The following is a 13,026-nucleotide window of genomic DNA, read 5'->3' as shown; positions in this document are numbered from 1 at the left end:
TGCGGTTGCGCGCAGACGTCACGCGCTACCTGATGGATCTTGGCGACGAGCAGCGCGACGAGGCGGAGGAAAGGCGCCTGCCCGACGTGCAGTCGGTCGTGCACCTGCAGCCGCCGCCCGAGGCAGTCCGCAAGGCCGCCCGCTCGGCGATCGTCGATCGCTATGTCGAGTTCTTCGAGGTGAGCAAGGTCTATCCGACTCCCAAGGGTCCGCTGACGGTGGTCGAGAAGTTCCAGCTGCTCATGAGGAAGGGCGAGTTCGTCTCGCTGATCGGCCATTCGGGCTGTGGCAAGTCGACTGTGCTCTCGATGGTCGCCGGCCTGACCGGCATCTCGGGAGGTGGCGTCGTGCTCGACGGTCGAGAGGTCGATGCCGCCGGTCCGGACCGTGCGGTGGTGTTCCAGGCACCCTCGCTGATGCCATGGCTGACGGCGCGCGAGAATGTCGCGCTCGGTGTCGACAAGGTCTATCCCCACGCGACTCCCGCCGAGCGACGCGACATCGTCGAGTACTACCTGGCGCGCGTCGGCCTGGCGGGCTCGATGAACAGGCTGGCCAGCGAGCTGTCCAATGGCATGAAGCAGAGAGTGGGCATCGCGCGTGCCTTCGCCCTGTCACCCAAGCTGCTGCTGCTCGACGAGCCGTTCGGCATGCTCGACAGCCTCACCCGCTGGGAGCTGCAGGAGGTCTTGATGGACGTGTGGAAGCGCACGCAGGTTACCGCCATCTGCGTCACCCACGACGTCGACGAGGCGATCCTGCTGGCCGATCGCATCGTCATGATGACCAACGGTCCCAATGCCACGATCGGCAAGATCGTCGACGTCGAGCTGCCGCGGCCGCGGACGCGCAAGGCGCTGCTCGAGCATCCGGACTACTATCACTATCGTCGCGAGGTCCTGACCTTCCTGGAGGATTACGAGCACGGGGCCAGTCGCAAGACGGCCACGCCGGTCGCAAGGGCGGCAGCATGAGCGAATTCGACGAATCCCAGAAGCAATGGCTCCAGGGTTTCGTCAGCGGCCTGGAGGCGCGCAAGGCGGCCGAGCGCGTGAACGGCCGGGCCGTGGCGGGAGCGGCGCCTGCACAACCGATTGGTCCCGATGCCCTGCAGCACGCGGCGCAGGATCGCGCCACCGCGGCGGGCGGCAAGCTGGTCGCCGAGGAGACCGCCAAGCGCCAGCGCAACCCGCTCGATCGCTGGGACGAGGTCGTGGCGCGCGCCGAGGCCGGGCAGTTCCCCAAGGGCATGGACGTCTTCCTGACCAAGTACCAGGGCCTGTTCTATGTCGCGCCGGCGCAGAATTCCTACATGTGCCGACTGCGCATCCCCAACGGCATCCTCAATGCCTGGCAGATGCGCGGCCTTGCCGACGCGGCCGACGCGTTCGGCGGCGGCTATGCCGACGTGACGACGCGCGCCAACCTGCAGATCCGCGAGATCGGCGCGGCACAGGCCGTCGATCTGCTGCTCGCGGTGCAGGCTCTCGGCCTGACATCGCGCGGCTCCGGCGCCGACAACATCCGCAACATCACCGGCAGCCCGACCGCCGGCATCGATCCTCAGGAGATCATCGACACCCGGCCGCTCTGCTCGGCGATGCATCATTACATCCTCAATCACCGCGAGATGTACGGCCTGCCGCGCAAGTTCAACATCGCCTTCGACGGCGGCGGTCGCGTGCCGGTGCTGGAGGACACCAACGACATCGGCTTCGTTGCCTGCCGGGTCACCGACGGCGCCGGCTTCGAGCCGGGCATCTATTTCCGCCTGCAGCTCGGCGGCATCACCGGCCATCTCGACTTCGCCTTCGAGACCGGCATCCTCCTGAAGCCGGAGGAGTGCGTGAAGGTGGCGGGCGCCGTCGTGCGCGCTTTCGCGGCGCACGGCGATCGCACCAACCGCCAGAAGGCGCGCCTGAAATACGTGATCGATCGCCTGGGCCACGACGCCTTCGTGAAGGAGGTCGAAGCCGAATACGGTGCGCCGCTGCGCCGCGCCGCGGGTGCGGACCTGTCGCCGCGTCCGCTGGCCGACAAGGCCGGCCATATCGGCGTGCATGCGCAGAAGCAGCCCGGCAAGAACTATATTGGCCTGGTCCTGCCGGTCGGCCGTATCACCACCGGCCAGATGCGTGGTCTCGCCGAGGTTGCCGAGCGCTTCGGCAGCGGCACGCTGCGCCTCACCGTGTGGCAGAACCTGCTGATCTCGGATATTGCCGACCGCGATGTTGGCGTCTCAATTGCCGCCATCCAGGCGCTCGGTCTTGCGGTCGAGGCGAGCCCGATCCGTCGCGGCCTGGTCGCGTGCACCGGCAATGCCGGTTGCAAGTTCGCCGCCGCCAACACCAAGGGTCACGCGCTGCATCTCGCCGACTACCTCGAGCCACGCCTGGCGGTCGACCTGCCGATCAACATCCATCTCACCGGCTGCCATCACTCCTGCGCCCAGCATTATATCGGCGACATCGGCCTGATCGCCGCCAGGGTCGAGCGCGGCGACGACAGCGTCGAGGGCTATCACGTCTTCATCGGCGGCGGCGCGGCGGCGACCAAGGAGCAGGCGATGGCCCGCGAGTATGCCCAGTCGGTCGCCTTCGACGACCTGCCGCCCCTTCTCGAACGGCTGATCGCGGCCTGGCTCGATCATCGCATTGCACCGGGCGAATCGTTCTTCGAGTTCTGCCGCCGCCACGAGGTCGGCCAACTGCGCGCGCTCGCCGAGCGCGCCCCATTGCAGGCCCTTGCCGCATGAATGCGATCACGCCCATCCCGTCGCTGATCCCCGAGAACGCGCCGTTCAGCAGCGAGCAGCGCGCCTGGTTGAACGCATTCTTTGCCGCCCATCTCGGCATCGATGCCGCGCCGGCCCCGCCTGCCGAGTCGGTGCCGGCGGAGCCTGACGAAGATTTTCCCTGGCACGACGCGGCGCTGACGATGGCCGAGCGCCTCGAGCTCGCGCAGGACAGAAAACCCGAACGCCGGCTGATGGCGGCGATGGCCCAGCTCGATTGCGGCCAGTGCGGCTATCTCTGCCAGACCTATGCCGAGGCCGTATGGTCGGGTGGCGAATCCGATCTCGGCCGCTGCGTCCCAGGTGGCAAGGAGACCCAGCGCAAGCTCAAGGAGCTGCTGGCCGGTCTCGCCGGGGAGCGCAGCGCCACACCCGGTGCGCCGGCGGTGAAGGCATCCGGCGCGCTGGGCTTCTCACGCGACCGGCCGGCGCTCGCCACCCTGGTCGATGCCTACCCGCTCAATCGTCCGGGTTCCGAGAAGGACGTCCGGCACGTCGTGCTGGACCTGTCGACGACCGATGTTACCTACGAGGCCGGCGACAGTCTCGGCGTCTTCGCCCGCAAGAACCCGCTGCTCGTCCAGTCGGTGCTCGACCGCCTGGGCGCGAGCGGCGAGGAGATGGTGGCCTACGACGGCGAGGCGCTGCCGCTCCGCCAGGTGCTGCTGAGCAAGGTCGACATCGCCCGCCCGAGCGACGAGAGCATGCTGTTCCTGGCCGAGCGCGCCTTCGGCGGCGAGGAAGCACTGCAGCTGCAGGCGCTGGCGCGAGGCGAGGGCCGGCCCGAGCTGGCCGATGCCGATCTGCTCGATCTTCTGATGGCGTTCCCGTCGGTGATGCCGTCGCTGCCCGGGCTCCTGAGATCGCTCGACCGCCTGCAGCCACGGCTCTACTCGATCGCATCCTCGCCCAAGGCGCATCCGCGCGAGGTGCATCTCACCGTTTCGGCGGTGCGCTGGGACAGCAACGAGCGGCAGCGCACTGGCATTGGCTCGTGCTACCTCGCCGACTTCGCCAAGCCGGGCGACGTCGTGCCGGTGTTCGTGCAGAAGAGCCATGGCTTTGCGCCGCCGGCCGATGACGGCACCGCCGCCATCATGGTGGGGCCGGGAACCGGCATCGCGCCGTTCCGCGCCTTCCTCGAGGAGCGCGAGGCGCGCTGCGCCGCTTCTGGGAAAAAGGGCGGCCGCAACTGGCTGTTCTTCGGCGACCAGAAGCGCGCGACCGACTTTCTCTACGAGGACCAGATCCTCGACTGGCAGCGCCGCGGCGTGCTCAGTCGTCTCGACCTCGCGTTCTCGCGCGACCAGGCGGATAAGGTCTATGTCCAGCAGCGCATGCGCGAGCATGCCGCCGAGCTGTGGCAGTGGCTGGAGTCCGGCGCGCACTTCTACGTCTGCGGTGACGCCAAGCGCATGGCCAAGGACGTCGAGGACACGCTGCTCGCCATCGCCGCCGAGCACGGCGGCAAGGGCGCCGCCGGCGCCAAGGCCTGGCTCGCCGGGCTGGCGAAGGCCGGCCGGTATCAGCGCGATGTGTATTGAGTTGTCTTGCGGACCGCGGGCGTCCCGCCCGCACATGATTCTGAGCGGGCGGGACGCCCGCGGTCCGGAAGAATCATGACCCCCGTCCGCACCACCTGCCCCTACTGCGGCGTCGGTTGCGGCGTCGTGGCCACCCCCCACGAACGTAGCGGCGCGGCGATTGCCGGCGATCATGATCATCCCGCCAATCACGGCCGCCTCTGCTCGAAAGGCGCGGCGCTGGGCGAGACCCTGTCGCTCGAGAATCGGTTGCTTCATCCCGAGATCGACGGCCGGCGCGTGTCGTGGGAGCGGGCGCTCGATGCGGTGGCGCAGGGAATCGCCGACATCGTCGCCCGTCATGGGCCCGACGCCGTCGCCTTCTACGTGTCGGGCCAGCTGCTGACCGAGGACTATTACGCCGCCAACAAGCTGATCAAGGGGTTCATCGGCACTGCCAACATCGACACCAACTCGCGCCTCTGCATGGCCTCGTCGGTGGCCGGCCACAAGCGCGCCTTCGGCAGCGACACGGTGCCTGGCCTCTACGAGGACTTCGAGGCGGCCGACCTCGTCGTGCTGGTCGGCAGCAACCTCGCCTGGTGCCATCCTGTCCTGTTCCAGCGTCTCGAAGCGGCAAAGCATGCGCGGCCGCAGCTGAGGGTCGTGGTGATCGACCCGCGGCGCACCGAGACCTGCGACATCGCCGATCTTCATCTCGCGCTGAAGCCCGGCAGCGACGTCGCCCTGTTCAATGCCCTGCTGGCCGAGCTCGACCGGCGCAACCTGCGCGCGGCCTCGTTCGTATCCGAGCACACGCACGGTCTCGCCGACGCGCTCGCCGCCGCGAGGGCGAGCGATGTCGGCCTGTGCGGCCTGCCGGCCGCCGACGTCGCCACCTTCTTCGACTGGTTCGCCGCCACCGAGAAGGCCGTCACGCTCTATTCGCAGGGCGTCAATCAGTCGAGCGCCGGGGTCGACAAGGTCAACGCGCTGATCAACTGCCATCTCCTGACCGGCCGCATCGGCCGCCCCGGCATGGGGCCGTTCTCGATCACCGGCCAGCCCAATGCCATGGGCGGACGCGAGGTCGGGGCGCTGGCCAATACGCTCGCCGCGCACATGGAGTTCGCGCCGGCCGATATCGCGCGGGTCGGCCGCTTCTGGCGGGCGGCGCGCATGGCGACGCGGCCCGGCCTGAAGGCGGTCGACCTGTTCGACGCGGTCGGCCGCGGCGAAATCAAGGCGGTGTGGATCATGGCGACCAACCCGGTCGTCAGCCTGCCCAATGCCGACAGCGTGCGCGACGCGCTCGGTCGCTGCGAACTCACGATCGTGTCGGAGGTCGTGCGCACGAGCGATACGGTCGATGCCTGTCGCATCCGCCTGCCGGCGCTCGCCTGGGGCGAGAAGAATGGGACGGTAACCAACTCCGAGCGCCGCATCTCGCGCCAGCGGCCGTTCCTCCCGGCGCCCGGCGAGGCGCGTCAGGATTGGTGGATCGTCGCCGAGGTCGCACGCCGCCTCGGTCATGGCGAGGCGTTTGCGTGGCGCGGCGTCGCCGACATCTTCCGCGAGCACGCCGCCCTGTCGATGTTCGAGAACGACGGCAGGCGCGCCTTCGATATCGGGGCGATGGCCGGCATCGACGATGCCGCCTACGACCGGTTGGCGCCCTTCGTCTGGCCCGCGCCGGCCGGCGGGGATCGGGGCGGGAGGCGCTTTTTCGCCGACGGCAGCTTCTTCCACGCCGACCGCCGCGCCCGCTTCTTCGCCGTGACCCCGCGCGCGCCGGAGCATGCGCCCGACGAGGCCTGGCCGATCCGGCTGAACACCGGGCGGGTGCGCGACCAATGGCACACCATGACCCGCACCGGGCGCGCGGCCCGTCTTGCCGGCCATCGCCCGGAACCGACGCTCGAGCTGCATCCGGAAGATGCGCATGCCCATGGCGTGGCCGACGGCGACATCGCCGAGGTATCCAGCAGCTGGGGGCGAGCCGTCCTGCGTGTTCACGTGACGGATACGATCTGCGCTGGCGAAGCCTTCGTGCCCATGCATTGGACGGCGCAACTCTCACGAGCAGGTCGTATCAACGCTGCAGTCAATCCGGCGGTCGATCCGATTTCCGGCCAGCCCGAGCTCAAGCACACGCCAATCGCGATCCGTCATGTAAATGTCGCGTGGCATGGCACGATTCTCGCTCGGCGGCCGGTCATGATGCCCGACTTGCCATACTGGGTACGGATCAAGGGCGCCGGCCATCACGCCTGGCTGCTGGCAGGCGATCAGCCAATCGAGGCAGCGCGACGGGCGCTTTCCGCCGCGATGCGAGCCACCAATCCCGGCCCCTGGATCGAGGGGCAGAACGGCACCGCGGCCGTCATTGCCGACGGTCGGCTGGAAGCGGTGCTGTCGGTCGGTTCCGCTCACGACAGATCGGCGCGAGACCGCCTGGCGCCGTTCATGGCGCTCGCTCGTCTCGATGACGGGCAGCGCGCCTCCCTGCTGCACGGCGGCGCGGCCGACGATCGGGGTGGCGAGATCTGCGCCTGCTTCGGCGTCTCCCACGCCGCGGTCGAGGCGGCAATCGCCGGTGGTGCGACGAGCTTCGCCGAGATCGGCGCCCGAACGCTTGCCGGCACCAATTGCGGCTCCTGCCGGCCCGAGATTCGTGCCCTCCTGCGGGCGGCACGGCCGCGAAAGGTGGCGTGAGATGCGGCGCTTTCCCCTGTTCCTCACCCTGAAGGACCGGCACGCTCTGGTCGTCGGCGGCACCGAGGCGGCGGCGCGCAAGACCGAGCTTCTGCTCTCCGCCGGAGCGCGCGTCACCTTGATCGCCGACAAGGTCGTGGGCGAGATCGCGCAGTTCATCGCCGATGGCGCGGTGACCTGGATCGGCCGCGACTTCGACGATGGCATGCTGGACGGCATGTCGCTGGTCATCGTCGCCACCGAGGACGAGGCGGTGCCGGCGCGCGTCTCGCATGCCGCCCGCCAGCGCTGCCTGCCGGTGAACGTCGTCGACCGGCCGGCACTGTCGAGCTTCATCATGCCGGCGATCGTCGATCGCGCGCCGATCACCATCGCCATCTCGACCGATGGCGCCGCACCGGCGCTGGCGCGGCGCCTGCGCGCCGAGATCGAGCGCGCCCTGCCGGCGACCGTGGGCCGCTTGGCGCGCTTCGCCGAGATCTTCCGCGAGCAGGTCCGCCGCACGCTCGACGAACCAAGGGCGCGCCGGCGCTTCTGGGATCGCGTGTTCGAGGGCCGCATCGCCGACATGGCCTTGGCCGGCGACGAGTTCGGCGCGCGGCGCGAGCTGATCCGTCAGCTCGATGCGGCGCGCAGCCAGGATCGATCGGCCGCCTTCCGCGAGCAGGGCATGGTGTATCTCGTCGGCGCCGGCCCGGGCGATCCCGACCTGCTGACGATCAAGGCGCACCGCCTGCTGCAGAGTGCCGACGTCGTGGTCTACGATCGTCTGGTATCGGCCGAGATTCTCGCCATGGTTCGGCGCGATGCCGCGCGCATCTATGTGGGCAAGCGGCGCGGCCAGCATTGCCTGCCGCAAACCGAGATCAACGACCTGCTGGTCGCCGAGGCGCGCGCCGGCAAGAACGTCGTACGCCTGAAGGGCGGTGACCCCTTCGTCTTCGGCCGCGGCGGCGAGGAGATGCAGGCGTTGATGTCGGCCGGCATCGCGGTCGAGATCGTGCCCGGCGTAACGGCAGCCCTGGGTTGTGCCGCGGGAACGGGCATTCCGCTCACCCATCGTGACCATGCGCAGGCCTGCGTGTTCGTGACCGGCCATCTCAAGGACGGCACGGTCGATCTCGACTGGCCGATGCTGGCGCGGCCGCGCCAGACGGTGGTGATCTACATGGGCGCCGGCTCCCTGCCGGTGATCGCCTCGCGCATGATCGAGCACGGGCTCGCGCCGAGCACGCCGGTGGTGGTGATCGCCAACGGTACGACCAGCCGCGAGCGCCGCGTGGTCGGCACGCTGGCGACGATCGATCGTCTGGTGAGCGGCGTCCGGCTCGATGGCCCCACGCTCTGCATGATCGGCGAGGTCGTTTCGCTCGCGTCGGTGCGCGATCAGGATTTTGGCTTTGTGTCGGGAATGGGTCTCTGATATGAAGTGTGTGGCATAAATGCAACAATTGAGGCCGTAATGCGGAGCTTCGTGTTGGGCCTGGCAGTTGCTCTGGCTTTCACTGGTACGAGCGTAGCCCAGACGACTTCCAGGAATACCGGCACCATCAAGCCGACGACAAAGACACAAATAAAGAAACCAGTTGCGCAGAAGGCAGCCCCCCGCCGATCTGCCCAACGCCCCCCTCAGAAAGCAACTACCCAGAAGGCCGTCCGGGCAGCTGGACGCTACGGCGGCTTCAATCTCTCGGCTCCTCCACCCCCGCCACCGGTGCTCGACACCACGAGCCCGCGCAGCCTGAGCCTGGTGAACGCCAATACCGGCGAGACCTTGTCGGTGACCTACTGGTCGAACGGCAGCTACCAGCGCGCGGCGCTGGACAAGCTGAACCATTTCCTGCGCGACTGGCGCGAGAACGAGCGGACCGAGATGGACCCGCTGCTGTTCGACGTGCTGTGGCACACCATGAACACGGTGGGCTTCAGCGGCAGCGTCGAGGTGCTGTCGGCCTTCCGGTCGCCCTCGACCAACGCCTGGCTGGCGAGCGTCAGCCGTGGCGTCGCCTCAGACAGCCAGCACATCAACGGCAACGCCATGGACGTCGTGTTCCCCGGCGTTTCGGCCTATCAGATCCGGCAGGCCGCCCGCTCGCTCAACATGGGTGGCGTCGGCTTCTATCCGCGCTCCGGGTTCGTCCATCTGGACACCGGCCCGGTTCGCTACTGGTAGCCGGCTGCGGCTGGCAACCGACCGGAGACCTTCATGGCTCGCATCGAGGTCGTCGAGGCAGACATCACCCGCCTCGACGTCGATGCGATCGTCAATGCAGCGAACGAGCAGCTTCTCGCAGGCGGTGGCGTCTGTGGCGCGATCCACCGGGCCGCCGGCCCGGAGCTGTTGACCGAATGCCTGACCCTGGGGGGCTGCCCGACCGGCGAGGCGAGGATCACCCGCGGCTATCGGCTGACGGCCCGCCACGTCATCCATGCGGTCGGACCGGTGTGGCATGGCGGAACGGCCGGCGAGCCCGAGCTGCTGGCGCGGTGCTACCGCAACAGCCTGGCGTTGGCCGAGCGGCATGGGCTGGCGAGCATTGCCTTCCCGGCGATCTCGACCGGCATTTTCGGCTATCCCAAGGAGCCCGCGACCGAGATCGCGGTGCGCGAGGTACGTGCCGGGGCGGGCAAGCTGGAGCGGGTGATCTTCTGCTGCTTCGGGTCGGACATGGCGGCGCTCTACCGCGCGGTCATTGCCCGTAGCGGTTCGCCGACTTGAGGAACTCGAGCTCCTCCTCGGTGCAGACGCGGTTCAGAACCTCGTTGCGATGCGGGAAGCGGCCGAAGCGTGCGACGACGTCGCGATGCTCGACGGCGTGCTTGAGCGACTCTTCATCGCGGAAGGCAGCGTAGAGCGCGCAGGCCAGTTCCTGGTCGGCGAGCACCTCGCTGTGCCCGAAGGGCAGGAAGAAGAAGCCGCGCATGAAGATGTCGAACGCCGCCGGGTAGGCGCGTGCCAGCGCGTAGCGGGCGGTCTCCCGCGCCTTCGCGTCACCGCAAAAGGCGCGCGCCGTGCGGCGGTGGATGTGGCGCGGAAACTGGTCGCACAGGATGATCAGCGCCAGCGCGCCGTCGGGCGAGCGTCGCCAGTGATCGAACCCCCCGGTGATCGCCCGGTCGAGAGCGGCACCGAAGTGCCGGCCGATCTCGGCATCGAGCTCCGGCGGCGCCTTCCACCAGACCTCCTCGCGCAGCTTGCCGTGGTCCGGGTGGTCGAGCGGCAGGAACCAGAAATCTAGAATGTCGCGGATCGAGGGGGTGTTGGTCATCGAGGTGTACCGGTCGCTCTCTTCGTCTGCCGGACCGCGGGCGTCCCGCCCGCTCTCTTCTCCTCCCCAGCTTCGCTGAGGAGGTGCCCCCGTAATCGGGGGCGGAGGGGTCATGATTCAGGAAGCCATGACCCCTCCGTCGCCGTATGACGGCGACACCTCTCCAGCAAGAGCTGACAGCAAGAGCTGGGGAGGAGAACAAGAAAGCGGGCGGGATGCCCGCGGTCCGGAAGGGATTCAGGCTATCCTGTCCGACGTCGGCGTCGAGAAAGGAATTTCTGTGGCCAAGGCAAAAAATGTCCTGTTCATCATGTGCGACCAGCTGCGCGCGGATCATCTGTCCTGCGCCGGCCATCCGCATCTGCGGACGCCGTCGATCGACAGCCTCGCAAAGCGGGGCGTGCTGTTCCCGCGCGCCTATGTGCAGTCGGGCGTCTGCGGACCATCGCGCATGTCCTACTACACCGGCCGCACCATGATGAGCCACGGCGCCACATGGAACCGCGTGCCGCTCAGCCTGCACGAAAGGACAATCGGCGATTTCCTGCGCCCGGCGGGTTGGCGAGTCGCGCTGGCCGGCAAGACGCATGTGGTCCCCGACACCGATGGGCTCGAGCGTTACGGCATCGAGGGCGGCTCGGCGCTCGCCGCCCTCTTGCGCGCCGGCGGCTTCGAGGAGCTCGACCGCTACGACGGCCATTCGCCGCCCGGCAAGGAGAGCGGCTACGCCGACTACCTGCGCGCGCACGGCTACCCATCAGCTGATCCGTGGAACGACTACGTGATCTCGGCAGACGGCCCGGACGGCAAGCCGGTGTCGGGCTGGCACATGCGCAACGTCCACCTGCCGGCGCGCGTCGCCGAGGAGCATTCCGAGACCGCCTACATGACGCGGGTGGCCATGCGCTTCATCGAGGAGATGGGGGAGAAGCCGTGGTTCCTCCATCTCAGCTACGTCAAGCCGCACTGGCCCTACATGGCGCCGGCGCCCTACCACGCGCTGTACGGCGCCAGGGACTGCCTGCCGCTCAATCGCGACGAGCGCGAGTTGGTCGGCCAGCATCCCGTGCTCGAGGCCTATCGCCGCCACGACGAATCGATCTCGTTCCAGCGGCCGGAGGCGCCGGGTATCGTGCGGCCGGCCTATATGGGCCTGATCGGCCAGATCGACGACTGGCTCGGCCGCCTGTTCAACCGCCTGCGCGCGCTCGGGCGGATGGACGACACGCTGATCTTCTTCACCGCCGATCACGGCGACTTCCTCGGCGACCACTGGCTGGGCGAGAAGGAGATGTTCTACGAGGAGGCGCAGCGCGTACCCTTCATCGTCTACGATCCCGACCCCGCGGCCGATTCTACTCGCGGCACGGTCGACAACCGCTTCGTCGAGGCAATCGACGTCGTGCCGACCACCCTCGCCGCGCTCGGCCTGCCGCCGCAGGAGCATCTGGTCGAAGGCCGCTCGCTGCTGCCCCTGCTGCGCGGCGAGACGCCCGAAGCGTGGCGCGACGCGGTGTTCTCCGAGCTCGACTATTCATTCCGCGACGCCCGCCGCTTCCTCGGTCGCGCGCCGCGCGACTGCCGCGCCATCATGGTGCGCACCGACCAGTGGAAGTACGTCTGGTGGCAGGGCTACCGGCCGATGCTGTTCGACCTCGCCAGCGACCCGCACGAGTTCACCGACCTCGGCGCCAGCGACGGCCACCAAGCCGTGCGGCGCGAGATGGAGGAGCGGATTGCAGCCTGGCTGAAGGCGCGCAAGACCCGCGAGACCGTCGACGACGTCACCGTCGAGGCGCGCACTGCCGCGCATCGCAAGCACGGCATCCTGTTCGGCATGTGGTGATTCAATCATCTTCCCTTCGCCGGGGAAGTGTCGCCGTCATACGGCGACGGAGGTCATGACTCTTGGGACCGCGGGCGTCCCGCCCGCTCAGATTCATGAGCGGGCGAGACGCCCGCGGTCCAAGACTCACGACCCCTCCGCCTGCCTGAGCGAAGCCGAAGCGGCTTCGCTTCGGCGAAGGCAGGTCGGCGTAAGACGCCGACACCTCCCCGGCGAAGCCGGGGAGGAGCATGAAATCTTGACTCCCCCGCATCGCCGTCTGAGGCTCGCGCCAGATCGGTCGATGAAGCGACACCGAACGGGGACGATGATTCTGGGAGGAATCGAACCATGAGCAGACATCCCACGCGCCGCGACACCCTGATCGGCCTCGCCGCCGGCGCCGGCCTGCTGGCCGCCGGCGATGCCCTGGCGCAGGGCGCCTACAAGGAGGCGCCGGTGCTGGCCGAGCAGGTCAAGGCCGGCAAGCTGCCGCCGGTGGCGCAGCGCCTGCCGGAGAAGCCGCTGGTCGTGCCGACGGTCGAGAAGGTCGGCGAGTATGGTGGCACGTGGCGCCGCGCCTTCCTCGGCCCGGCCGACTACAACAACTACGTCCGTGTGGTCTATGACGGGCTGTTTCGCTTCTCGCCCGACGGCGCCAAGATCGAGCCCAAGATCGCGCTCGGCGCCGAGCCGTCGGCCGACTACAAGGTGTGGACGATCAACCTGCGCAAGGGCGCCAGGTGGTCGGACGGCGCACCCTTCACCGCCGACGACATCCTGTTCTGGTACAACGACGTGCTGCTCAACAAGGAGCTGACGCCGACCCTGCCGGGCTGGATCCGCAATGCCGACGGCTCGCCGGCCAAGGTCGAGAAGGTCGACGACAACACGGTGCGG

10 protein-coding genes are annotated in these 13,026 nt (G+C 68.5%); 9 read left to right on the top strand and 1 reads right to left on the bottom strand.

The window, feature by feature from the left end; translation table 11 throughout:
- Positions 1-179: 179 nt before the first annotated feature.
- From AB7O82_RS22250 to AB7O82_RS22220, 7 genes are all read left to right on the top strand, one after another.
- Complete coding sequence (locus AB7O82_RS22250) at positions 180-974, top strand: ABC transporter ATP-binding protein (protein WP_428544433.1); 795 nt, start codon at positions 180-182, stop codon at positions 972-974.
- Positions 971-2,755, top strand: coding sequence for a NirA family protein (locus AB7O82_RS22245; protein ID WP_428544391.1), 1,785 nt, complete (start codon positions 971-973; stop codon positions 2,753-2,755). The genes AB7O82_RS22250 and AB7O82_RS22245 overlap by 4 nt, the downstream gene beginning before the upstream one ends.
- On the top strand, positions 2,752-4,338 hold the full coding sequence (locus AB7O82_RS22240) for a sulfite reductase subunit alpha (RefSeq protein WP_428544388.1): 1,587 nt from the start codon (positions 2,752-2,754) through the stop codon (positions 4,336-4,338). Before AB7O82_RS22245 ends, AB7O82_RS22240 begins: the two co-directional genes overlap by 4 nt.
- A gap of 75 nt (positions 4,339-4,413) precedes the next feature.
- Positions 4,414-7,032 carry a molybdopterin-dependent oxidoreductase gene (locus tag AB7O82_RS22235; RefSeq protein WP_428544385.1) on the top strand — a complete coding sequence of 873 codons (2,619 nt, stop codon included), beginning with the start codon at positions 4,414-4,416 and terminating at the stop codon, positions 7,030-7,032.
- A gap of 1 nt (position 7,033) precedes the next feature.
- A complete protein-coding gene (cysG, locus tag AB7O82_RS22230; protein WP_428544382.1) occupies positions 7,034-8,455 on the top strand; it encodes a siroheme synthase CysG in 1,422 nt (473 codons plus the stop codon).
- Positions 8,456-8,746: 291 nt separating this feature from the next.
- The gene (locus AB7O82_RS22225; protein ID WP_428544379.1) at positions 8,747-9,205 is read left to right on the top strand and encodes a DUF882 domain-containing protein; all 459 of its coding nucleotides are present in this window, start codon (positions 8,747-8,749) and stop codon (positions 9,203-9,205) included.
- A 33-nt stretch (positions 9,206-9,238) separates the two neighbouring features.
- On the top strand, positions 9,239-9,751 hold the full coding sequence (locus AB7O82_RS22220; protein ID WP_428544376.1) for an O-acetyl-ADP-ribose deacetylase: 513 nt from the start codon (positions 9,239-9,241) through the stop codon (positions 9,749-9,751).
- Here AB7O82_RS22220 and AB7O82_RS22215 read toward each other — a convergent pair.
- Positions 9,723-10,301, bottom strand: a complete 579-nt coding sequence (locus tag AB7O82_RS22215; protein ID WP_428544373.1) for a DUF924 family protein — start codon at positions 10,299-10,301, stop codon at positions 9,723-9,725. The two genes, AB7O82_RS22220 and AB7O82_RS22215, sit on opposite strands and share 29 nt — an antisense overlap.
- 280 nt (positions 10,302-10,581) lie before the next feature.
- Between AB7O82_RS22215 and AB7O82_RS22210 the strand changes: the two genes are divergently transcribed.
- Together AB7O82_RS22210 and AB7O82_RS22205 are read left to right on the top strand one after the other, a co-directional pair.
- Positions 10,582-12,147 (top strand): sulfatase-like hydrolase/transferase, encoded by a 1,566-nt coding sequence (locus AB7O82_RS22210; protein WP_428544370.1) that lies wholly within the window; start codon positions 10,582-10,584, stop codon positions 12,145-12,147.
- A 330-nt stretch (positions 12,148-12,477) separates the two neighbouring features.
- Positions 12,478-13,026 (top strand): ABC transporter substrate-binding protein (locus tag AB7O82_RS22205; protein WP_428544367.1); only part of this gene is annotated, 549 nt, incomplete at its 3' end.

It is taken from the genome of Reyranella sp. (genome assembly GCF_050185545.1).
GTDB lineage: Bacteria > Pseudomonadota > Alphaproteobacteria > Reyranellales > Reyranellaceae > Reyranella.
The sequence above is the reverse complement of the archived record's forward strand: the minus strand, read 5'-3'. Positions and strand labels throughout refer to the sequence as shown.